Here is a 21,000-nt window from a genome sequence, read left to right as displayed (position 1 = left end):
CATTACACCGCGTTGAACAGAGCTTGAGTCAGCTTGTCGTTGGTTGAGATGGTTTTGGCGTTCGCTTGGTAGTTACGCTGCGCCGTCATAAGCGCAACCAGTTCGCTGGTTAAGTCAACGTTAGAGCCTTCTAGCGCACCCGGTGTTAAGTCACCCAATGTGCCTGTACCCGGAACGCCCATGATTGGCGCGCCTGAGCTAAAGCTTTGTGTCCAAGCCGTGCCGCTCACTTTCGATAAACCTTGCGTGTTAGCAAAATCCGCAAGCACAACCTGACCTTGCAGCTGAGACTGACCATTGGTGTAAGTCGCGTAAACCATGCCGTTGTCTTCCACTCGAACGCCTGCAAGCTCACCTGAGGTGTAACCGTTCGGGTTATTGGTGCTCACGCCAAACGCAGCGCCAAACTGAGTGCTGCCGTTCAAGCTGATATCAATACTCATTGCGTTTGCGCCCGCAGCTGGGAATGCAACATTGAATGAACTCGTTGGAGAAGCTAACGTGCCGTCGGTATTGAATTGAACCGTTTGAGCCGTTGCTGGCGTCGTTGGTGCACCGTCGACTTCCACGTTCACTTGCCATTCGTTATCTGATGTCTTCGTGAAGTACTGAGTTACCGTGTGCGAGTTGCCAAGTGAGTCGTACACCTTAGTGGTGTAAGAAGAATTGAATGAGTTTGGATCGGAAGAATCGAATGGGTAAACCGCTTGATCGACTGCCGTTGCGCTTGCGTCGAAGTTCGCCACAAAGTCCAGATTGTCGGTCGCTTTTGCGTTAAGTGAAGAAGTAGATACTTTGATGTCACCAACAGAGCCAGTTTGAAGGTTCGCATTGTTGTCTACGCTGTAACCTTGCAACTTGGCACCGTTATTTGCGGTCACAAAGTTGTTCTTATCAGTGCCAAACACACCGGCGCGAGTGTAAAGCATCTGACCCATGTGATCTTTCGTCACGAAGAAGCCGCTACCGTTGATCGCCAAGTCCATTGCACGGCCTGTGCCTGTCACCGAACCATTCTTATCGAAGTTCTGAGAAATCGACGCCACTTCTACGCCGCCCGGTTGCATGCCGTTGTAAACCGCTGCAAATTCTGTGCGGCCACCTTTAAAGCCGTACGTTGATGCGTTGGCAATATTGTGGCTGATGGTGTTTAACTCTGTATTGGTCGCGTCCAGACCACTTAGTGCGATGTTAAAACTCATAAATAACCTCTGATTTCCTTATTTGGTTAAGCACCAAACTGAGTGATTTGATAGAAAGGAACGTTGCCAACGCCTTGAACATTGACCAGTGCTGCGCCACCTGAGCTAGGAATTCGTACCTGCTCAACCGTGCCTGCCAGCAAAACATTTGGGCTCTTTTGCCCTTCTTGAACTTCCACCGCAACGGTGTATTTACCCGGTTTCAAACCAAGCTCTTCTGGATTGATCGAGAATTCGACGTCACCCGCACCGTGTGCACCTAAAGGCACTTTGGTTGATTGGCCGAACTCATCTTTGACGACTAACGTCACTTGGTTCGAACCGTGTTCTAGCTCGACCTTGCCACTTTGCACACCTTCACCAAGTTCAAACTCGTTTGAAGAGACGTACACGGTTTGACCAACCAAACCAGCCGTTGAAAGCACCTGCATGTTGTCGAGCAATACCATGCTGTTTTGCATCAGCATCGACATGTTTTCAGTACTTTGAACTTGCGAAAATTGCGCTAGCTGGCTGACATACTCAGTGCCATCAAGCGGGTTAAGTGGATCTTGGTTTTGAATTTGCGCCACCATGAGCGAGATAAACTCGTTTTGCAGTGACGTTGCGCTGTTCATATCCGATGGGTTCGCAGAAATGCCGCCGGTATCACCACTAGCGGTAGTTGCGACTGGTGCGTCAGAAGAGAGCGCAGTGTATTGTGCGAGACTCATTAATTACCCTGCCCTAATCGAAGCAGACCTTGCTGCATGCTTTTCACATTCGTCAGCACTTCCACGTTGGTTTCAAAGCTGCGCGTTGCGGACATCATGTCGGCCATCTCTGACACCACATCAATGTCTGGGTAGTACACATAGCCTTCATCGTTCGCTAACGGGTTGTTAGGTTCAAAGCGTTTTTCTGCCTGACCTGCGTTTTGCACCACATCTACAATGCGCACTTCCGCATTCGGATAAACACCGTTTTCCGTCGCCATCTGCGTTTTTTGATACACAGTGGCGAACACAGGTTTGAGTGCTTTGTAGGCATCATCCGGATTGGCAGACACCGCGTCGGCGTTGGCAAGGTTACTGGCTACCGTGTTCAGGCGAACGGTTTGTGCCGTCATCGCCGAGCCAGTGATCGAATAGATATCAGTAAATGACATGTTTAACGTCCCTCAATCACTTTCGCCAAGCCACTGAATTTCATGTTGAGAAACGTCAGGCTGGTTTGAAAGTCCATGTTGTTTTGCGTGAACTTGGCTTGTTCAACGCCCAGTTCCACAGTGTTGCCGTCTTTGCTGTTTTGGTAAGGCACCGAATATTTCGCCTCAACCTGAAACTTCGGCACCGGTTTATTCACACTGCCCGCTGACATTTGGTTCATCACGGTGGTGAAACTTAGGTCCTTTGCCAAGTACCCTGGGGTATCAACATTTGCTAGGTTACTGGCGAGGACTTTGGTACGCTGAACGCGAAAATTGAGTGCCTCTGGATGTACACCTAACGCATTTTCGAATGTGATCGCCATGCATCTTTCCTTAAAGTCGGCTCGAATACGCCAAGATCAAAACAAGATGCATGCCATAAAATTTAGTTATATATATCAATGAATTACAAACAAGAAAGGAAGCCTCGCTTCCGGTTTACGGAAACCATTCAAACCAAGGGGAAAGGTCGACTTTCCTCAATCATGCTGCTTTGCGGTTTGGCTTTGAGTGCAAGCTCAATCAGTGCTTTAGCGAATGAGAAAAACCTAACCGCAGACGAGTTAAAAGCCATTGTCAGCGAGCAGTTTGAGCAAGAAGTGGCGCAAGTAGCACACTCACGTCAATGGGGAAATTACCAACTCGATTATCAAATATGGGTGCCAGGCTCTGCCAATCATCTACCGGTTTGTGACGCCCCTTTGGCAATCACAGGACGCGATAACCGCCCGTTGCCTGTTGGCAATTTAAAGCGTGCTGTCAGTTGTGAAGCGGTGAGCTCTCCATGGCGCATCAATGTCACAATCAAATCGGTGGTGACGCTTCCTGTGCTTGTTGCCACCAGCACAATTGACCGCAACGAAACCCTCTCAGCCTCAAACTTAAAATCAGAAACACGCACAATTTCACGCCAAGACGATTTCTACACGAAAACAAACCAAGCCATTGGCCTTGAGGCCACCCGCCGCATTCGCGCAGGCCAAATCATTGACCCAACCAACTTAAGTTCGCCGCCATTGATCGAGAAAGGCAACGAAGTGATCATCATCGCCAGCAAAGATGGATTTAGTGCCAGCACTAAGGGAGTCGCTTTAGAACAAGGTAAGAAAGGTCAGCAAATTGAGGTAGAAAACATCAGTTCTGGCAAGGTGATACGCGCTGTCGTAACGGGGCTCAATCAGGTGCATACCCAATTTTGATTTTGGACTCAGGTTATCATTTTTCGATTTAGGCACTCGTCATCACAGGTGAACTTCGAGTACAAAAAATAAATATTTAATGTTCATCACGCCCTAGTCGCCTATTCGATTTAGAACATGATGATTGAGGACAACAGCATGAAAATCGACAAAGTCGCGGGCGGTCATGTCCCACAAACTAAATTCCAGCAGGCGAGTAAAAAGCCAGTCGACACCATCGCACAGAGCAAAATTAACGAGCCAGCATTCCAAGCGAACACAGCTGCGATCGATCGCGCTCAAGCAGAAATGAAATCCCTGCCAGACGTAGACATGGCAAAGGTTGAGCAAATTCGCAATGCGTTGGCACGTGGTGAACTGAATCTAGATACCAAAGCATTATCCAAAGCAGTAATGCAATTTCACACCGGTCACGAGTAACGCAGCGCATTAGGAGTCATGCATGGCAACGGCGGCATCACAGCATATTCAGCAGTTTGTTCGTTCTATTTCCGAAGACATCAAACTCTACCAGCAATTGCTTGGGCTGATTCAACAGCAAAAAGCACTGTATTTGAAGTTCGATGGTGAGGCGCTAAGCGAGAACATTCAAAAACAAATGCCGATTTTGAATCAGCTTGGTCGCTCTGTAAGCGAAAGAAGCCAGTTAATGCGTAAGCTCGGATTGCCTTGTAATGAAACCAGTGTGAATCGTATTTTCAATGCCTTGCCCGCCAAGATTGGTACGCAAGCGAGAAAACAATGGACGCTGTTGGAATCCTTGGTGAAACAATGCCAACAGGACAATCAGAGCAATGGCCAAAGCTCTGCAGCGTTCCAAGAGTTAGTCAGTCAACTCAAACAACCTGTGCAACACACTTATGAAGAGCGCTCGTTCTAAACAACGATTCTCGCCTTGCCTGCAGAGTCTACCGCCATCCCGGTCGATTGCTGTGGGCTTTTTTGTTTTGTGCGTGATGTGCTTGTCTCCAATGACGATGGCCAAGCCGCATAAAGCCAGTATCGACCAGCAATATCAAGTGCTCGCGCCATATCAAACGCAAATTAGCCAACGTCTCGATTCCGTTAGCCCGCTTCTCGATCATATTTTCAAACAGCTTAAGCAAAAGTCTTTACCCGCCAACTTGGTGTTAGTGCCCATGCTGGAATCATCTTACAACCCGAAAGCAGTATCACACGCCAATGCCGCCGGTTTATGGCAACTGATTCCTGCTACAGCGACGCGCTTTGGCTTGCAAGTGAGCGATAAGCAAGATGAGCGCTTTGATACTAAAGCCAGCACTCAAGCCGCCATAAGATATTTGGAATTTCTGTATAACAAGTTTGATCAAGATATTGCGCTCACTCTGGCCGCATACAACGCAGGAGAAGGTCGCGTTGCACGAGCCATCAAAAAAGCAGATAGTCGAGATTTCACGGCACTTACTTTGCCCAAAGAGACTCAGCAATACGTTAATCGCTTTTACGCATTGGAACGTTTGGTAAACATACAACAATTGCGTACCGATTCTTTCCAGCCATTACTTTTGTTTGCAAACCAATCCTCCATCTACGCCGAACCGCTTATAGACCTTAGTCGATTACCCCCACTCGTGGAATTGTGAACACTCTCACTAAATTCCACCAATGTCAGAAGCACGTAAAATTACAAGATCCTGTTCTGCCAATTTGCAAACTCGTGATCTCGATGCAAACGCGTGCATAAAAGTTACGGTAATGTATCTCAAAGATAAGAAAGAGCAGTGGTTTGCTGATAATTTACCAACTTGCACTTGTGTATTGGCTAGATATCCATCACATTACGTGTGCAAATAAAGTGAAAACCAATAGTTAGACCTATTAATTATTTACACAACAAATATAAAGCCGCTATTGTTTTCACAGATTGATACAAAAAACAGAATATCGAGATGACGCTTCGCTTGCGCGTCTGGAATAAGTCCGGGTTCCGGGGGGGAGCTCGGACTTTTTTTATTGCTTGGAAGTTACAATTTTGATCTGAGGAGAGTTACAGCAACTCTTTTGCGATAAGTTGTAGCAAGAAAGTTTCGCGTTCAATGCTCATGCCTTTCTTCGGACTTTCCGCCATCGTCTTTTCATTGTGCGCGATCGCGTCGTGAACATTCATCCATACTGGGCGCATGCCGTTCTTCACTTCGTAATCTTCATAAGCCGTTTCACCTAGCTCACGGTCAATTTTGCACGTGTAGCAATAAGACGTCATGTGCATCACATCGGCATCGTCTTTGTACCAAGGACGAAATTCTTCGAAGATACCGTAAGGCTTGATGTTGTGAATGTTCTTCGCACCCGTTTCTTCTTCCAACTCACGAACCAAACCTGCAATCACATCCTCACCGTCATCGATGCCACCGCCAGGCAGGGTGTAATCGTGGTAACGCTCTGTGTAAAGAAGCAGGACATCTTCACCGTCTAATACAATGGCGCGCGCCGCATTGCGTTGGAAGATGATTTTTTCATCCAGATGTTCGATATCTGGGTGCGTGGTGGTTTTCAAATGTCTCATCGCAGATTCCGCTGTGAATGTTTTGCGCGCATACTACCGAAATTCATGCGCATTCCCAAGTTTCAATTTGAGCACCTCTGAAACAAATATAGGCGAACAGTGAGCAAATTCTAAAATTGCACAGAATTCCCTTACAAGCGTCGTGCTTTTAACAAACATAAGACAATATTTTTCTGAAACTCTCCTATAATCAACACACTACTCGTTAATCCCATGCGGAGATCAAGAATGAAAAAGACAACTTTAGTAACGGCAGTGGCAGCAGCGATGGTGTTGGCAGGTTGTTCAACTTATGAAGGTGCGACTCGCTCAAATGAATACACATCAGCAGCAAACCCAGCAGCGGTATACTGCGTACAGCAAGGCGGCGAGCTAGATACAGTAACGGAAAATGGTGAACGCGTAACTTACTGCCAACTGTCTGAAAACGAGCGCTTTGAGCAGTGGGAATACTACCGCAACAACCACAAAGAAGATGGCGAGTCGTAAACAACGTTAACATTTGCGCAATCTAAGATTACAATTTTATCAACAAAGGAGCGTTAAGCTCCTTTTTGTTTACCGTAAATTTCCCTACATTCTGATACTTAGCCCTTTATCCACCAGCCTTACCGCATAGCGATACGATATCGAACGGCGTTTTATTCTGACATTTCCCTGACATTACTTTCCAAGTGGTCAATAAAATTCCTTGCACACATCACGAAATTTCACGTTTTTTCCACATTTTTATCGGAGCGGGTGGTCAGGATGAAAACAAATACTGTTAAGCAAGCCGAATCGGCACAAACGAACGTCATTACAGAAGAATCAAAACGCATCATCTATAAGTCGATGCTAAGTGCACTCACCATTGTTGCCATCAGTATTTTAGTCAACCTAAGTATCCGAGTGGACTACGTTTTATTAGGTTCTTCATTGGGCGAAACCTCTATTACTGAAACACTGCAATTGATCATGCTGGCGGTTGCATCTTGGTCTTTCTTCCGCATGTCTAAACAAGAGACTCATGTCTCACATGCCGCGATACTTATTTCAGGCTTTTTTGCGGTATTGATGATCCGTGAAATGGATTACTGGTTTGACATGATCCACCACGGCTCTTGGGTCTTTCCTGCCCTTGCGTTAGCGGCACTGGCTTGTGCGAAAGCTTACCAAGGTGGTAAAGGTACCGTGAACGAAATGGCAACCATTCTACAATCACCTTACATGAAGCTACTTATCGGCTCAGTGATCTTGTTGTTGGTGTTCTCTCGCCTGTACGGCATGGGTAGCTTCTGGCAACACGTAATGGGCGAGCACTACGTACGCGATGTGAAAAACATCTCAGAAGAAGGTATGGAGCTGTTGTGTTACAGCCTAATCGCGCTAAGTGCCGTACGCACACGTCGCGAACTTAAGCGTCAGTAAGTTGAAGTGGCTTAACTAGCTATTCGCTTCGGGGTCAAGTTGCAGGTTCAACGTCGTTAATATCGGATGAAACACTGCTAACGCTTGCTCTGCTGCAACCACTGAATCATCAAAGGCCGTCATTTCGATGGCCTTTTTCATATCTGCAATTTGCCCTCGCACTTCAGGCTCTAAATCGAGCGCTTGAAGCTTTTCTATCGCACCAAGGCCAATGTCTAAAGGCTTTGCTCGTACCTCAGCGAGATCACGTTCAAAAGCGCCACGCTTAACTCCCTCTAGATACACGCGGTAAGTCGTGAGTTCATCAAACAACAAAAATGCTTCCGCTAAAACGCCTGTATTAGGGTAAGGCACACTCACATGGTGTGAGAGGTCGAGTGAAATGTTGAGCTTTACGCCCACTTCTGCACAGCGCGACTTCAATACGCGTAATAAACCCTGTTCATCCATTAAGGTTTGAATCTCGATGATGCGCTCTAGATGGTAGTCATTGGAGAGTAAAGTGACGTCAATGGTTTGCCCTGCCTCGCAAAGGCCACTTCTTAATAACTCCGCAGCGGCATTTTGCATGTTCTGCACCGTATTGAGTGAACGATTCTCGATGATGACCTGCTGCTCAGGAAAATCGATTTCCCTAGCCTTAGCTAACTGGTAAAAGTAGCGGTACATCGCATCCGCTTCTGAGACGGTTTGTCCTTGGGTCACACCGCCACAAAAAACCAAGGCAGTCGTCTCAAAGCAAAATTCGTTTAAAACATTCAACAGCGCTTCCACGCGTGAGCGACCTTCAGCACTTAACTGATCGTGCACCAACCGCTTACCTAAAATGATCACTACCTTGTTTAACTTCATTACCCAGATCTCAATTACTCATACTTTAGCGAACAATTTGTATACAAAAATCTGCTTTGCCAATACTCTCACAGGTATTAACATCTAATTAACAATGTCATTTTAGAGACCTGAATAAAGGTCCGTAGAGAAAGGAAGTCAATTATGCTGTCGATTTTCGATATTTTTAAGGTCGGTGTCGGTCCATCTAGCTCCCACACCAATGGCCCAATGCTCGCAGGTTACCATTTCACTCAATTACTTTGCGACTCTATGGCGAAAGTGCACAAGGTGCAAGTTGACCTTTACGGTTCTTTATCGCTGACTGGCAAAGGCCACCATACAGACCGCGCTACCGTCCTTGGTTTAATGGGCAATAAACCCGATACCATTAAAATGACCAGTGCAAAAGCGGCGCTACAACATACCATTGAACATGGCACACTCTCGGTTGCAGGTGTTCATGAGATCGTGTTTAGCTATGATCACGATATTGTCTTCCACAGTGATAACCTTCCTCTTCATGAAAATGGCATGACCATCACGGCTTATGATGCTTCTGGTGATCAGGTGGCGTTTGAAACTTACTACTCTATTGGTGGTGGCTTTATCGCGACGGCAGCGGAACTGGAACACGGCAGCAATGATGCTCAAGTTGAAGTACGCTTTCCGTTTTCTTCTGCCGACGAAATGTTGGAAAACGCAGAGCTCAATGGCCTCAGTCTAGGAGGCATGATCCTACAAAACGAATTGGCTTTTCGCGAACAAGAAGAGATCGATCAAAAAGCTGAGCAGATCTGGAAAGTGATGTCGCTGTGCATGCAACGAGGCTTTGATACCGAAGGCATTCTCGAAGGCGGGTTGAACGTAACTCGCCGAGCACCAAACCTACTCAAAAAACTCGAAGCCAATGCGGCAGTCGAGAACGATCCAATGGAGATCATGGATTGGATTAACCTGTTTGCTTTCGCAGTGAGTGAAGAGAATGCTGCAGGTGGTCAAGTAGTGACATCACCAACCAATGGTGCTGCCGGTGTTATTCCTGCCGTGCTTATGTACTACCACCGCTTTATTAAGGAGCTCGATAACAAGCAATTGAAAGACTTCTTAGCCGTGGCGGGGGCGATTGGCATCTTGTACAAAACCAACGCTTCCATCTCAGGAGCAGAGGTTGGATGCCAAGGCGAAGTCGGGGTATCGTCTTCGATGGCGGCCGCAGGCTTAACGGCACTGCGTGGAGGCAGTAATGAGCAAATCTGTATTGCCGCAGAAATCGCCATGGAGCATTCGCTTGGCATGACTTGTGACCCAATTGGTGGTCTGGTTCAGGTGCCGTGTATCGAGCGAAACGCGATGGGCGCGATGAAAGCCATTAACGCATCACGCATGGCACTGAAACGCACCAGCAAATGCCTTATTTCATTAGATAAAGTTATCGAAACCATGTACCAAACGGGCAAAGACATGAATAAGAAATATCGTGAGACATCACTTGGTGGACTCGCGGTGATTCATATGGCCCCACCATGCGAATAGCATACTTTATATCAGTTATTGCTAATTAATATTTTTCATTGTTGGCGGACAAAATTCCGCCAACGCCTGTTTTCTTATCAAAAACCACCTTATTTACTCAAACTCTCCCGTCTGTTTATTATTTCAACGACTTTTCAAAACCTTAAAAACCATATGAGAACAATCATCTTATAAATTGTTACTTTTTGGTCATTTATTCACATAATTTCTAGTTGATCTAGAACAACACATTAGTGAGGCAAACGTTTCGCATTAGAAATTTTAGTGCATTAAATTCAGTTTATGCGACAATTGTTTCAATATGTAACATAGCGTTTAAGTAACATTTAACAGAAATAATAACTACCTTTCTCGCAATAGTGAGTATTTAATTATGTGGAATAAACTAAATAAATCTATGATGTTCTGCCAAATGATGTTTGGCTTATCATTTTATGGCGTGTTAGTCAGTCTGACGCGTTTCTTCTTAGAGGATCTGAATTACAACGAAGCTGATACCATGATGATCGTCGGTGCATTTTCGGCGATTGGCCCTCTATTTGCGATTGCTGGCGGCTTTATCGCTGACAAATTTTTAGGTGCTTACCGCTCTCTATCGATTGCCTTCTTAGCATTCGCATCTGGCTATGTACTGCTTGTTCTTGGTGCTTCGGCAACCAACGTACCGCTTTCCATGTGTGGTATCGCATTGGCAAGTTACGGCCGTGGTTTAATGTCTCCTTCTTACCCTAGCTTGTACAAACGTACCTTTAAGTCGCAAGAAGACTTCGAGAAAGGCTACCCAATTAACTACTCAGTGAACAACGTGGGCGCTTTCCTAGGCCAATACTTGTTCCCTATGATTGTGCTTATCATCGGCTTTAATGGTGGTTTCACTATTTCAGCAGTGATGGCTGGCGCAGCATTGGTGATGCTACTTGTGTTCCGCAAAGGCTTGGTTGGCGTTGCTTCTGATCTGGATCGTCAAAGCGTAAGCATGAAGAACTGGATCTTCTTCGCCATTATCTCTGCGGCGATGATTGCACTGGTATTCTTCATGTTCTCTAACATGGATATCGGTCAAAACATCGTTTACGCTATCGGCGGTGCAGCGATTCTTTACTTTGTTTCTTTGATGTTGAAAGCAAGCAAAGCGGAATCATTGAAGATGGGTACTATCCTTATCGTTACCTTCCTAACCACGTGTTTCTTCGTTTACTACGGTCAAATGATGACTTCAATGAACATGGTAGCGATTAACACTCTGAAAGGTTCTCTATTTGGCTTCATCCCACTAGAGCCTGAAGCAGCAATGGCAATGAACCCACTATGGTGTATGGTTGGTGGCCCTATCGTTGCTGGCTTCTTTGGCATGCTAGAAAAACGTGATATTCACCTATCAACCGCGACTAAGATTGCATTGGCATTCGTGCTAACCGCTATCGCATTCGGCATCCTAACGTTCGCGGTAACGACTGTTGGCGAAGACGTTATCATCATGCCTGAAATCTTCCTAGCGATTCACTTCTTCCAAGCAATTGCGGAAGTTATCGTAGGTTCAATGGTAGTTGCGTTCATTCTATCTGTGGCACCTAAGCACATCGAAAACTTCTCAGTAAGCTTGTTCTCTGTAGCAATCGCACTAAGTGGTATCGTTGGTGCTGCGTTCTCTACGTCTATCGCACTAGAGAAAGGCCAAGAGATCACCCAAGAGATCGTACAACACGTTTACGGCGAATACTTCCAACTGCTGACTATCCTAGCGGTTGTGATGGTTGCGATTGCCTTGGGCGCGTCATTCATCATTCGTAAGATGCTTGAAGCAGCAAAACAAAGTGAAGCTGAATTGGAAGTGGTTGAGCAAAACTAATTCTCTCTCAGCAGCAAACGAAAAACGGAAGCCAAGCGGCTTCCGTTTTTTTATCGACAAAGAAGAAGGATAGAGAAATCATTAAGCGGTTAAAGTAACCATCAGATAACCGTTGAGTGCGAGTACTAAAGTAACGATAACCATACCGACATAAGAGACCCATTTGTTATTTTTGAACTCACCCATCAAGCGTTCGCTGTTGGTAAAGATAAGCAATGGGATAATCGCCAACGCAATACCAAAGCTCAACACCACTTGGCTCATCACCAAGATATCGGTGGTGTTCATGCCTAAACCAATCACCACAAACGAAGGTGCCATAGTAATAAAGCGTCGTACCCACATTGGAATAGAGAAGCGGACAAAGCCTTGCATCACCACCTGACCTGCCATTGTTCCAACAACGGTAGAAGACAGGCCTGAAGCAATCAACGAAACACCAAACAACACAGATGCGGCTTTACCTACCAATGGCGTTAGCGTCATGTACGCTGTTTCAATTTCCGCCACATGTTGGTTGCCTGAGTAATGGAACACGGCAGCAGCCATCGCCACAATTGCGATATTCACAAAGCCTGCAATTACCATCGCAATCAACACATCAAAGCGAGTGGTGCGAAGGCGAGTTTTGGTGCTTTCGCCATAGCTGTTTTTGAACAGTGCAGAATGAAGATAGATCACGTGAGGCATTACAGTCGCGCCTAGAATACCTGCAGCAAGATAGATTTGATGTGAATCCGTAAAGGTTGGAGTCAGCAAACCTTTCACCATTTCACCGCCCGCAGGGTGCGCAAAAAACAGTTCAGCAATGTAGATAACCGCCACCAACATCAAAAGTGAACCGATCACGACTTCTAGCGGTTTTTGACCTTTCTGGTTAAGCATCAAAATCATCACGGTTGCTACCGCAGTGATCATCGCTCCTTCCATTAAGCTAATTCCAAACACCAACTGAAAGCCGACTGCTGCACCGATAAACTCGGCAAGGTCTGTCGCTATCGCGATGATTTCAGCTTGGATCCAGTAGAAGCCTACCGCCCATTTATTTGGTAAGTGGTCACGTAGATGCTCCGCTAGATTTTTGCCTGTAACGATACCTAGCTTGGCGGATAAATACTGAATCAACATCGCCATTAGGTTTGCCCATAGCACTACCCAAAGTAGCTGGTAACCAAATGAAGATCCTGATTCAATATTTGTCGCAAAGTTGCCTGGGTCGATGTAACCAATCGCGGCAATAAACGCCGGGCCTAACATCAGCATTTTGCGTTTGATTTTGTTGAATGCCGAAACTTTTGATGTTGTGGCGGCATCTAAATGTATGGATGCATTATTTATCGATACATTACTCATGACGATATTCCTCTCTAGTCGATGAGAAGAATCATACGCCCACCCAAATGATAATCAATATCATTTGGGTGCACAAAAACGGTAATTAAGATTTCAACAATTAATTTTTAATTATCGATAAACAAAAGCTATCAAAGATTTCTGTTGAATTTGGCTTGCCATCGACCAAAAACAACAATGCCGCGTTAGACGCGGCATTGAAAGCGGGGGATGGTTTCGATTACTTAGTCGCGACGGCCGCGCAATTGAATCGGTTGGTTAGAAGCGTCTGTTTGAATCATCACACCACCGTAAGTAGCGTCATTACGACCTTTAAGAGTCAGGTTAGAATCCGCACGCTCCACATTAACTTGGTTTGTTTGGCTAGTAGCCATATCAATGGTACCCGTGTATGAGCCATCGCCAGCGAATGCTACATTCATTGAACAAGCCATTAAGCCTACTAGTGCGATTAGTTTTTTCATACGTCACCTCGATTATTTGTGGTACATCGTTTCGATGAAGAAACTGTAGCAACAGTTCCAAAGTAGCACGAGGAAAACCCGAATTTACCAAATGGAAATCCTCGGTCAAAAAATGCTTTTCTGCCATAAACTTAGAATTGACCATCCCCTGTCTTTTTTTATGGGAGGCGGAGTTATGATGCCGTGGCAACGTTGGCTGGAGTAAAAGAATGACAATGAATCTGGATATGCAAAACGTTTTGGTATTAAAGCGCATGTATGAGCTGCGTAATGTTCGTTTAGTGGCAGAATCGATGGGGAAAACCTCAGGTGCCATCAGTAAGAACTTAACCAAGATGAAAGCGCAACTGGACGATCCTTTGTTCATTCAAACCAAAAATGGCTTTGAGCCGACCTCGTTTGTCGAAGCCAACATGCCTCATTTTGAGCAGATTCTAGCAAGCGTGGATGCCATCAAACCACAAGAATTCTCACCCGCTCACTTTACTGGTGAAGTATCCATTTACGCCAATACCCTGTTCTGGGATCGCTTTGGCGACAAACTGTACATTGAACTTATCAAGCAAGCACCTAACGCGAGATATGCGTTTTTAAGGTGGGGAGCAGATGCCCGTAATCGAATCATCGATGGTGAAAACGCTATTGCAATTCACTACTTTGATGAAGACTTACCTCAGTCAATCGCTCAGAAAGAATTGGGGAAAGGAAAAGCGGTGTTCTTTGTGCGAAACGACCATCCAGCACGAGACTTCCAATCATTAAGTGACTACGCCTTACTACTGTTCAAAACGCCGGGGTGGAATGATCATAAATACCCATTGCTCGATCGTTTAAAGAACATTGGTTTCGATGTCACGCCCAAAGTGGAAGTGGAGCACCCCGCAATGATTCATAGCATCATCATGCAAACCGATCATTTTGGGATCACCATGAGCGGTAATGTTCCAGAAAGTTGCCGTAGTATAGATTTACCAAACGGGTTGGAGTTGGGTGTTAGCTTTGTTATGAGTTGCCGTCGCTCTCAGCAGCATGACCCGCAAAATCAATGGCTATTCAATGTCATCCAAACGATCATCGCGAAGCATTCAAAACCCGATTAAAACGGTGCTTCACCTAACACACCGAGTGTGATCGCTTGGTGATGTTTCTTAAGATACTCAATGTCTTGTAAATAAGCCGTATGGTGGCAATCATCCATGTTCGCTTGAAATTGCGCATCGCCAGTGGCAGCAGACGTACGCATAAAGTCTACCAGTGCAGTCAAACGCAGCGTCATCGTATCCACCAGTTCTTCTCGCTCTAACCTTGAACAACCATAGGCGTCACAGAAACGCTTTGCTCGTTTAATCTGCTCTTCAAGCGTGCCCATTTTGTCATTTTCATCGGTCTTAAATGGCGCCCAACCATAGACTGAAAAAGCCACATCCCAAATTCTTGGAGCTGGGTGTGCCGTATCAAAATCAAAAATGCCCACGACAGCGCCATCCTTTAACGCAACGTTATAGGGCATAAAGTCGCCATGGCAGATGACTTCGTGTGGCAAGCGAGTTGGCAGCATCCAATGGCAAACTTCATCTTGATGTCTGGAAAGGAAGTCTTGAGAAGCATCATGCAGTTGTCGGAGCAGTTTTGCTGCGGAAGTAAGAGCCGAGAGCGAAGCAATCTCTCCCTGCAAAGGATAGTTATAGCTTTCTCCATCGACGAAGGTCAGCAACTCTTTTCCACCTTCAATTGACACCGCTTTAGGACAAGCATGAAAACCGTTGGCATGAAGATGATGAAGCAATTGATGAATGGTTATGGTCCAAAGACTTGCAGGTCGACTGACCAAGTCTCCTTTACGATAAATAGCCCCTTCTCGGCCACCTTGTAACGTTTCCATGACCCCTCCTTGAAAAGTCGAGCAAATCGCTCATGAGTAATGACGACTTGAAACGTATTCGCTTTATACCATTATACCCAAGTAACCTCGAGCGGCTTAGGTCAATGAGTTAACCCATATCATAAACTGTTCAATAACCATTTGGTAAACGCATCAACATGTGGTTTTTCTCCGTGTTTGACCATCATATAATGCGCACCACGGCTCGGCATGGACCACTCCCCTATGCGAACCAAGCTTCCTTGTCGCAGATGTTCGTCAACCAAGAAGTCTCTCACCAATAATACCCCTAACTGATTCACCGCCGCTTCAATCGATAATAAAGAGTGCTCGAATTCTGCGACCATTGGAGCCAGTCTCCCTTGATAACCATGATAAGCAAACCAAGATTGCCATGTTTCCTGATACCCACCCGTCGCCAGCTTGGCAGTATGTGCCAATTCAGACAAATTCGACATTGGGTTGAGATGTAAGAAGCCAGGACTGGCTACCACAATCCAGTTTTCATCCGTCAACTTTACAGCTTGTTTTGACTGCCAGTTCCCATACCCGTTGATAATTTCGACATCAGCAATATCGCTGCTACTCGGTACAGCATTGGCCGTCGTCGAAATCTTAAACCGAATGTCAGGGTACTGACGATGAAAATCGGCTAGGCGAGGTATCAACCACTGGACACAAAAACTGTGTGCAACATGTAAGGTTAATTGAGTGTGCCTTTGACGTGAGAACAAGTGCAGAGTCGCCACAGAAAGACTTTGAAATACATGACTAACGACAGGCAAATAATCGTGTGCGGCTTGTGTCAAAAGTAGCTTAGCTCCATTGCGCTCAAACAAGGTCGCATCGAGATAAACTTCCAAGGATTTCACTTGCTGACTGACGGCAGCACGTGTGACATTGAGTTCTTCTGCCGCTTTGGTAAAGCTTTGCAAGCGTGCTGTGGCTTCGAACGCTTTAAGGGAATTTAAAGGTGGTAAGTTTTGCATGTCAGGCTCCACGCGAACAAGTAAGAAAATACTATGACGGGGCTATGACAGATAAATGAAAGGATACAAAAAAGCCAGCGTTAGACGCTGGCTTTCAAAGTAGCTAATTCAATAAAGAATTATTGAGCAGCTTCTTCAGTTTGGTATTGGAACGCAGGAACAACAACTTCTACACGACGGTTCGCTTCACGACCTTGACGAGTTTCATTGCTTTCTACTGGGTTCGCTTCACCCATACCTTTAACAGTCATACGGTCTGCTGCGATACCTTCAGCTTGGAACTGGTCAGCAACTGCTTGTGCACGCTTCTCAGTTAGCTCTTGGTTGTAAGCTTCAGAACCTGTTGTGTCACTGTAACCAGTGATTTCAACTTGAGCTTGTGGGTAAGTGTTCATTAGCTCAACAGTGCCGTTTAGAGAAGATGCATCTTGTACTTCTGCACTTTCTAGGCCGAACTGTAGAGTTGTAGTTTGAGCTGGGTACTCGTTTTCAACGATGCGAGTCGCTGGACGAGTTTCAACTACTTCTTCTTGAACTACTGGCTCAGAACCGAACTTGTAGTTGAAGCCAATACCGAAGAAGTCTGCGTCCATATCGTTGATGATGTCGTCAGACATATCTTGGTAACGTTGGTACTCAGCACGTAGGCTCCAGTTGTAGTTGATTTGGTATTCAGCACCTAGAGAGCCAGTTGGTACGAAATCTTTCTCGTCACCAGCCATCATGTATGCAGCACCTACTTTAGCAAATAGGTTCCAAGAATCTGTTAGTGGTAGGTTGAACTTAGGAGCAAGAGTGATTGCCCATAGGTCGCCATCTACTGTGTTTAGACCAGCTTTGTTGAAGTTAGCTGTGAAGTTACCTAGGTAATCAACGCCGTATTCAGCAGCAACGTATTCGTTGAAGTTGTAACCGATGTGCATGCCAGCTGCGAAGCTATCGTCATCACATGGAGCGTCAAGGTGACAAGCGTCGTTTAGTGCGTTGTAACCTAGTTTACCGCCAACGTAAGTATCAGCAAGAGCAACATTCGACATTACGCCACCAGCTAGAATGGTAGCCACTGCAAGAGCGATTTTTTTCATTATTTTACCTTTAATGCGAAGGCGACCCGACTACTATCCACAACTATACAGCTGCCATCACGCAAGTCAGAACCTACACTGTTTCGAGTGATTAAAAACTATGCCATTGGTCTCAATCAAAACGTCATCAGACATCTGGAATGAGCACTTATCTTCAAGCATTTTTCTCAGAGCTCAGATCCGAAACTCCGATTGTTTGGCGCATTCCGAATGATTCAGAGCACAAACAAAACGGACAAATCGTTCCAAAAACAGAACACCAAAATGCGAATTATCCTAAGCTAGGCGCAATAGTACATAGCAGCTATATTTTATTTTTAGCTACTGTGCCTACAAAGGGCGCTAAAGCATAAGATTGCTAAATGATTGAGATGAGATAACTTTTGTGACATAAATCTCAAAACAGACTTTAACAGAACAACCTTCGCTTTCATAAATTAGATTTCTTATCGTGACGATTAGTTTTTTTTATCGATAGCCACATAAGCACCAGAAACTGAAGGTTTTTTGTTTTTATTGGCGAAAAAATTTACAGTCACCAGACATTGAGGTAGGAAAAAACGCACAAAAAACACAGCCTACAAAAAGCAGGCTGTGAACTAATTGCTTTAAATCTTGTCGGAAACCGCCAACGTTGCCGCCAATACATCTTGGCCAAACAGCACACTACGTTCCGGAGACCAGCCGTAAAGTGGGTCTGGATGGTTGTTATTGTCTTTGAATGGCATTTCAATGGTGTAAGACAAACACTTGAATTGCTCTGCCACCCAGTTAGAGCCAACGGTTAGGTTCGCTTTACCCGGTTCATCTTTATCGTAACCGATCTCGTCTTGGAACTCTGGTGTAATCGTCAGAAGTGCTTGTTTAAACGCGTTTTCCAACTCAGCCATGCCTTCGTCATAAGAAGGAATACCTTCAGAGCCCGCCACGAAGTTGTACGGGATAGCTTCATCACCATGAATATCTAGGAACATATCCACGCCAGTTTCTAGCATGCGCTCACGAACCAAGAAGACTTCAGGACTCTTTTCCATTGATGGCGTTTGCCACTCACGGTTTAGGTTTACGCCAACCGCGTTAGTACGTAGGTGACCACGCACACCGCCGTCTGGGTTCATGTTTGGTACAACGTAAAGTACTGCTTTTTCAAGCAATGCACGTGCAACCGTGTCGTTCTCATCAAGCAGACGTTGGATCATGCCTTCCATGAACCATTCCGCCATCGTCTCACCTGGGTGCTGACGTGCAATCATCCAGATTTTCTTTTTGCCTTCTTCTGGTTCACCGAAAGTAAGCAAGCTCATGTCATTGCCATCTAGCGTATGGCCAAGCGTCTCTAGTTGGCAGTGGTGCGCGCTTTGTGCCATGTGTAACAGGTCTAGGTGACGGTCGTACGTGTAAGGTGCAAAGTACGCAAAGTAAATTGAGCTGCGCTCAGGGATAACAGTGAAAGTCAGCGTGTCGCCATCGAACTCTGCCGGTACTCGGAACCACTCTTCACGATCGTAAGACGCAACCACGTCGTAACCTTGCCAACCTTCAGGGTAAGCCGATTTCGCAAGATCAAGAAGTTTGATGGTGTGTGATTGCTCGGCTTCTGTCTCTAGACGGAAGTGGAACCACTGGTAGAATTCCGACATGTTGTCGTTAGGAATTTTGAGTTGGATGTCGTTTTTGTCGTCCGCTTTCACTACGTGAATGCTGCCGCTGTCAAAGTTGCTGAATACTTTCATTTTATTACTCACCTTTTGCATCTGAGCTTGAAAGACTGAGGCTAACACAAAGGGAAGAGGTGCCTCTAACACTTTCACTTCTTCCCTATCCGTTTGCGATCAAAATATTCAGTTTAGTCGAGCTTATCCGCTTTGCCTGCTGGTCCTGCGAGTTTTGCTAGCCACTTATCCCAGATGAATGGCGTCTGCTCGTTATCTTCTGCTTCCTCTTTTCGACGTACCGCGTTGCGTACCATCATTGCTCCTGTCCATCGGAATGGCTCTGGCGGGAAATGCCCCAACGGCCCTTTGGCTAAACCGCTTTTCGTCCATTCATTCTCGATTCCGAATACCAACGAAGATAAGATCTTTCCGCCCATTCGAGTCTGCGCTACCCCATTACCCGAATAACCAAAGCCATAAAAGATATTGCTTTGGTTATCTAACTCACCGAAGAATGGAAAACCAGTTGCGGAGCGATCTGAACCGCCTGTCCATGAATAAGCGAACTCAGCCCCTTTCAAACGCGGGAACAACTTATCGAACGACTTACGCAGTAGATCTTGATAGCGCGTTGGCTTGTTGAACATCGCGTTGACTTGGTTGTTGAAAGAGAACTGATTGCCGCCTTTCCCCAACATCAAACGGCCATCTGGCGTATCTCGGTAATAGTGGACGAAGATACGTGAATCCAACACGCTAGAACCTGACTGCCAACCAGATTGAGTCAGCGCGTCACCAAGCGGTTTGGTGATCACCATGTCGGAAGAAACCACCACGATACTGCTTTTGAATTGCTTAAACTGCTCCACCATCCAAGCGTTTAATGCCAACACCACCTGCTGCGCTTGAATATTCCCTTTAGGTGTAGAAACAGTAGCAGGTTTTCCATAATCTAAACGCGTCATCGGCGTGTTCTCATAGATCTCAACACCCAACTCCATTGCGACGCGTCTTAATCCTCTCGCCAACAAAGCAGGCTGAACACTGGCTGCAACCGGAGAGTGAAAGCCTTCTATATTGCGCGGCGATCCTGCATTGGCACGCAATTCCTCAGATTGACAGCGGCGCCAGCTGTTCACATCTAGACGCTTTAACTCGTCTACCACTGGCTGCATTCCCCCCGTCTGAGACTGATTGGTCGCCGTGTAGTAGACGCCTTTTAACGACAATTGCGCATCGATATTGTACTGCTGACAGAATTCGTCAATCTCCAATACCGCTTGCTCCGATTCCTTCACCAACCACGCTGCGTGTTCTTCACCAAATAAACGCTTTAATGTAGGGAACTTAGTCGACCATGTCAGCATGCAACCGCCATTAGCCCCGGAAGCACCGCTACCGCACAAGCCTTTTTCAACCACTATTATGTGTTTCTCCGGCGATTGTTGCTTGATCATGATTGCCGTCCAGAGCCCAGTGTATCCACCACCAACAATGGCGACATCAGCTTGGATATTTTGTTGAAGTGGTTTGGCGGTTTCTGGTTGCTCGGCTTCAAGCGCTTGCTTAAACCAATATGAAGGGTGAGTCATTACGTATCCTTTGTAAGTGTGCGCATACAATGTTGCTTTGTTGCCACTTTACAAACGATCCAAATCATCAACGAGCTAGAAAAACTGACGCTGAGCGTTAGAAAATATTAAACCTAAATTAGTCATTTATTTCATTCACCATAATTATGTATATTTAAATAATAAAAAAGGGGAGCAAAACTCCCCAAATTCAATAAGAATAAATATATGGCAACGATAATATTGAAAACAAAATAT

General features: G+C 45.7%; 22 protein-coding genes. 9 read left to right on the top strand and 13 right to left on the bottom strand.

The genetic code is table 11. The annotated features are described in order from the left end of the window. Positions 1-2: 2 nt before the first annotated feature. Genes flgE through flgB form a run of 4 tightly spaced genes read right to left on the bottom strand, consistent with a single transcriptional unit; the run spans position 3 to position 2,714 of the window. Complete coding sequence (gene flgE / locus ITG12_RS26325; protein WP_248874520.1) at positions 3-1,202, bottom strand: flagellar hook protein FlgE; 1,200 nt, start codon at positions 1,200-1,202, stop codon at positions 3-5. A gap of 26 nt (positions 1,203-1,228) precedes the next feature. Then, positions 1,229-1,915 (bottom strand): flagellar hook assembly protein FlgD, encoded by a 687-nt coding sequence (gene flgD, locus ITG12_RS26320; RefSeq protein ID WP_005535962.1) that lies wholly within the window; start codon positions 1,913-1,915, stop codon positions 1,229-1,231. Further along, positions 1,915-2,349, bottom strand: a complete 435-nt coding sequence (flgC, locus tag ITG12_RS26315) for a flagellar basal body rod protein FlgC (protein WP_005432431.1) — start codon at positions 2,347-2,349, stop codon at positions 1,915-1,917. The genes flgD and flgC overlap by 1 nt, the downstream gene beginning before the upstream one ends. Before the next feature lie 2 nt (positions 2,350-2,351). Continuing rightward, on the bottom strand, positions 2,352-2,714 hold the full coding sequence (gene flgB / locus ITG12_RS26310; protein ID WP_038876504.1) for a flagellar basal body rod protein FlgB: 363 nt from the start codon (positions 2,712-2,714) through the stop codon (positions 2,352-2,354). Between the two features lie 78 nt (positions 2,715-2,792). Between flgB and flgA the strand changes: the two genes are divergently transcribed. The 4 genes from flgA (at position 2,793) to ITG12_RS26290 (ending at position 5,194) form a co-directional block, all read left to right on the top strand. Further along, the gene (gene flgA / locus ITG12_RS26305) at positions 2,793-3,590 is read left to right on the top strand and encodes a flagellar basal body P-ring formation chaperone FlgA (RefSeq protein ID WP_081634925.1); all 798 of its coding nucleotides are present in this window, start codon (positions 2,793-2,795) and stop codon (positions 3,588-3,590) included. A 138-nt stretch (positions 3,591-3,728) separates the two neighbouring features. Continuing rightward, on the top strand, positions 3,729-4,010 hold the full coding sequence (gene flgM, locus ITG12_RS26300; RefSeq protein WP_027726655.1) for a flagellar biosynthesis anti-sigma factor FlgM: 282 nt from the start codon (positions 3,729-3,731) through the stop codon (positions 4,008-4,010). A 22-nt stretch (positions 4,011-4,032) separates the two neighbouring features. Next, positions 4,033-4,470 (top strand): flagellar export chaperone FlgN, encoded by a 438-nt coding sequence (flgN, locus tag ITG12_RS26295; RefSeq protein ID WP_038876507.1) that lies wholly within the window; start codon positions 4,033-4,035, stop codon positions 4,468-4,470. 46 nt (positions 4,471-4,516) lie between these two features. Further along, complete coding sequence (locus ITG12_RS26290) at positions 4,517-5,194, top strand: lytic transglycosylase domain-containing protein (protein ID WP_038876544.1); 678 nt, start codon at positions 4,517-4,519, stop codon at positions 5,192-5,194. A 404-nt stretch (positions 5,195-5,598) separates the two neighbouring features. Here the strand turns inward: ITG12_RS26290 and ITG12_RS26285 are convergent, their stop codons facing one another. Further along, entirely contained in the window at positions 5,599-6,117 is a 519-nt protein-coding gene (locus ITG12_RS26285; protein ID WP_038876509.1) for an NUDIX hydrolase, read from the bottom strand. Positions 6,118-6,345: 228 nt separating this feature from the next. Here ITG12_RS26285 and ITG12_RS26280 point away from each other — a divergent pair, with 228 nt between their 5' ends. Together ITG12_RS26280 and ITG12_RS26275 are read left to right on the top strand one after the other, a co-directional pair. Beyond that, positions 6,346-6,606 carry a DUF333 domain-containing protein gene (locus ITG12_RS26280; RefSeq protein ID WP_038876511.1) on the top strand — a complete coding sequence of 87 codons (261 nt, stop codon included), beginning with the start codon at positions 6,346-6,348 and terminating at the stop codon, positions 6,604-6,606. Between the two features lie 261 nt (positions 6,607-6,867). After that, positions 6,868-7,527, top strand: coding sequence for a hypothetical protein (locus tag ITG12_RS26275; protein ID WP_038868264.1), 660 nt, complete (start codon positions 6,868-6,870; stop codon positions 7,525-7,527). Between the two features lie 15 nt (positions 7,528-7,542). On the opposite strand, the gene ITG12_RS26270 is transcribed toward ITG12_RS26275, so the two are convergent. Then, positions 7,543-8,379 carry a YdcF family protein gene (locus ITG12_RS26270; RefSeq protein ID WP_248874517.1) on the bottom strand — a complete coding sequence of 279 codons (837 nt, stop codon included), beginning with the start codon at positions 8,377-8,379 and terminating at the stop codon, positions 7,543-7,545. A gap of 144 nt (positions 8,380-8,523) precedes the next feature. Here ITG12_RS26270 and ITG12_RS26265 point away from each other — a divergent pair, with 144 nt between their 5' ends. Together ITG12_RS26265 and ITG12_RS26260 are read left to right on the top strand one after the other, a co-directional pair. After that, entirely contained in the window at positions 8,524-9,894 is a 1,371-nt protein-coding gene (locus ITG12_RS26265; RefSeq protein WP_038876515.1) for an L-serine ammonia-lyase, read from the top strand. 373 nt (positions 9,895-10,267) lie between these two features. After that, complete coding sequence (locus tag ITG12_RS26260; RefSeq protein WP_038876517.1) at positions 10,268-11,743, top strand: MFS transporter; 1,476 nt, start codon at positions 10,268-10,270, stop codon at positions 11,741-11,743. Between the two features lie 81 nt (positions 11,744-11,824). Here ITG12_RS26260 and ITG12_RS26255 read toward each other — a convergent pair whose 3' ends face one another. After that, positions 11,825-13,096 carry an Nramp family divalent metal transporter gene (locus ITG12_RS26255; RefSeq protein ID WP_038868255.1) on the bottom strand — a complete coding sequence of 424 codons (1,272 nt, stop codon included), beginning with the start codon at positions 13,094-13,096 and terminating at the stop codon, positions 11,825-11,827. A 224-nt stretch (positions 13,097-13,320) separates the two neighbouring features. Then, positions 13,321-13,560, bottom strand: a complete 240-nt coding sequence (locus tag ITG12_RS26250) for a hypothetical protein (protein WP_009705043.1) — start codon at positions 13,558-13,560, stop codon at positions 13,321-13,323. A 209-nt stretch (positions 13,561-13,769) separates the two neighbouring features. Here ITG12_RS26250 and ITG12_RS26245 point away from each other — a divergent pair, with 209 nt between their 5' ends. Then, a complete protein-coding gene (locus ITG12_RS26245; RefSeq protein ID WP_038868253.1) occupies positions 13,770-14,660 on the top strand; it encodes a LysR family transcriptional regulator in 891 nt (296 codons plus the stop codon). On the opposite strand, the gene ITG12_RS26240 is transcribed toward ITG12_RS26245, so the two are convergent. The 5 genes from ITG12_RS26240 to ITG12_RS26220 form a co-directional block, all read right to left on the bottom strand. After that, positions 14,657-15,442, bottom strand: coding sequence for a phosphotransferase (locus tag ITG12_RS26240; protein WP_038876520.1), 786 nt, complete (start codon positions 15,440-15,442; stop codon positions 14,657-14,659). The genes ITG12_RS26245 and ITG12_RS26240 overlap by 4 nt on opposite strands. A 119-nt stretch (positions 15,443-15,561) precedes the next feature. After that, positions 15,562-16,431, bottom strand: a complete 870-nt coding sequence (locus tag ITG12_RS26235; RefSeq protein ID WP_038868249.1) for a LysR substrate-binding domain-containing protein — start codon at positions 16,429-16,431, stop codon at positions 15,562-15,564. Between the two features lie 119 nt (positions 16,432-16,550). Beyond that, complete coding sequence (locus ITG12_RS26230) at positions 16,551-17,516, bottom strand: outer membrane beta-barrel protein (RefSeq protein ID WP_038868247.1); 966 nt, start codon at positions 17,514-17,516, stop codon at positions 16,551-16,553. A gap of 608 nt (positions 17,517-18,124) precedes the next feature. Next, positions 18,125-19,249, bottom strand: coding sequence for a M14-type cytosolic carboxypeptidase (locus ITG12_RS26225; protein ID WP_009705048.1), 1,125 nt, complete (start codon positions 19,247-19,249; stop codon positions 18,125-18,127). Positions 19,250-19,362: 113 nt separating this feature from the next. Next, positions 19,363-20,763 carry an FAD-dependent oxidoreductase gene (locus ITG12_RS26220; RefSeq protein ID WP_038868244.1) on the bottom strand — a complete coding sequence of 467 codons (1,401 nt, stop codon included), beginning with the start codon at positions 20,761-20,763 and terminating at the stop codon, positions 19,363-19,365. Positions 20,764-21,000 lie beyond the last annotated feature (237 nt).

Origin of the sequence: Vibrio sp. ED002 (genome assembly GCF_023277445.1) — a bacterium.
In the GTDB taxonomy this organism is placed as follows: Bacteria; Pseudomonadota; Gammaproteobacteria; order Enterobacterales; family Vibrionaceae; genus Vibrio; species Vibrio jasicida.
Note: the sequence above shows the minus strand (reverse complement) of the source record. Positions and strands in the feature narration are given on the sequence as shown.

What these genes read in the sequence shown, in the direction of transcription:
- ITG12_RS26245 (WP_038868253.1), top strand. Translation starts at nt 13,770, where the DNA reads ATGACAATGAATCTGGATATGCAAAACGTTTTGGTATTAAAGCGCATG.
- flgC (WP_005432431.1), bottom strand. Translation starts at nt 2,349, where the DNA reads ATGTCATTTACTGATATCTATTCGATCACTGGCTCGGCGATGACGGCA.
- ITG12_RS26230 (WP_038868247.1), bottom strand. Translation starts at nt 17,516, where the DNA reads ATGAAAAAAATCGCTCTTGCAGTGGCTACCATTCTAGCTGGTGGCGTA.
- flgB (WP_038876504.1), bottom strand. Translation starts at nt 2,714, where the DNA reads ATGGCGATCACATTCGAAAATGCGTTAGGTGTACATCCAGAGGCACTC.
- ITG12_RS26220 (WP_038868244.1), bottom strand. Translation starts at nt 20,763, where the DNA reads ATGACTCACCCTTCATATTGGTTTAAGCAAGCGCTTGAAGCCGAGCAA.
- ITG12_RS26285 (WP_038876509.1), bottom strand. Translation starts at nt 6,117, where the DNA reads ATGAGACATTTGAAAACCACCACGCACCCAGATATCGAACATCTGGAT.
- ITG12_RS26255 (WP_038868255.1), bottom strand. Translation starts at nt 13,096, where the DNA reads ATGAGTAATGTATCGATAAATAATGCATCCATACATTTAGATGCCGCC.
- ITG12_RS26240 (WP_038876520.1), bottom strand. Translation starts at nt 15,442, where the DNA reads ATGGAAACGTTACAAGGTGGCCGAGAAGGGGCTATTTATCGTAAAGGA.
- flgN (WP_038876507.1), top strand. Translation starts at nt 4,033, where the DNA reads ATGGCAACGGCGGCATCACAGCATATTCAGCAGTTTGTTCGTTCTATT.
- ITG12_RS26250 (WP_009705043.1), bottom strand. Translation starts at nt 13,560, where the DNA reads ATGAAAAAACTAATCGCACTAGTAGGCTTAATGGCTTGTTCAATGAAT.
- ITG12_RS26260 (WP_038876517.1), top strand. Translation starts at nt 10,268, where the DNA reads ATGTGGAATAAACTAAATAAATCTATGATGTTCTGCCAAATGATGTTT.
- flgD (WP_005535962.1), bottom strand. Translation starts at nt 1,915, where the DNA reads ATGAGTCTCGCACAATACACTGCGCTCTCTTCTGACGCACCAGTCGCA.
- flgM (WP_027726655.1), top strand. Translation starts at nt 3,729, where the DNA reads ATGAAAATCGACAAAGTCGCGGGCGGTCATGTCCCACAAACTAAATTC.
- ITG12_RS26265 (WP_038876515.1), top strand. Translation starts at nt 8,524, where the DNA reads ATGCTGTCGATTTTCGATATTTTTAAGGTCGGTGTCGGTCCATCTAGC.
- ITG12_RS26235 (WP_038868249.1), bottom strand. Translation starts at nt 16,431, where the DNA reads ATGCAAAACTTACCACCTTTAAATTCCCTTAAAGCGTTCGAAGCCACA.
- flgA (WP_081634925.1), top strand. Translation starts at nt 2,793, where the DNA reads ATGAATTACAAACAAGAAAGGAAGCCTCGCTTCCGGTTTACGGAAACC.
- flgE (WP_248874520.1), bottom strand. Translation starts at nt 1,202, where the DNA reads ATGAGTTTTAACATCGCACTAAGTGGTCTGGACGCGACCAATACAGAG.
- ITG12_RS26275 (WP_038868264.1), top strand. Translation starts at nt 6,868, where the DNA reads ATGAAAACAAATACTGTTAAGCAAGCCGAATCGGCACAAACGAACGTC.
- ITG12_RS26280 (WP_038876511.1), top strand. Translation starts at nt 6,346, where the DNA reads ATGAAAAAGACAACTTTAGTAACGGCAGTGGCAGCAGCGATGGTGTTG.
- ITG12_RS26270 (WP_248874517.1), bottom strand. Translation starts at nt 8,379, where the DNA reads ATGAAGTTAAACAAGGTAGTGATCATTTTAGGTAAGCGGTTGGTGCAC.
- ITG12_RS26225 (WP_009705048.1), bottom strand. Translation starts at nt 19,249, where the DNA reads ATGAAAGTATTCAGCAACTTTGACAGCGGCAGCATTCACGTAGTGAAA.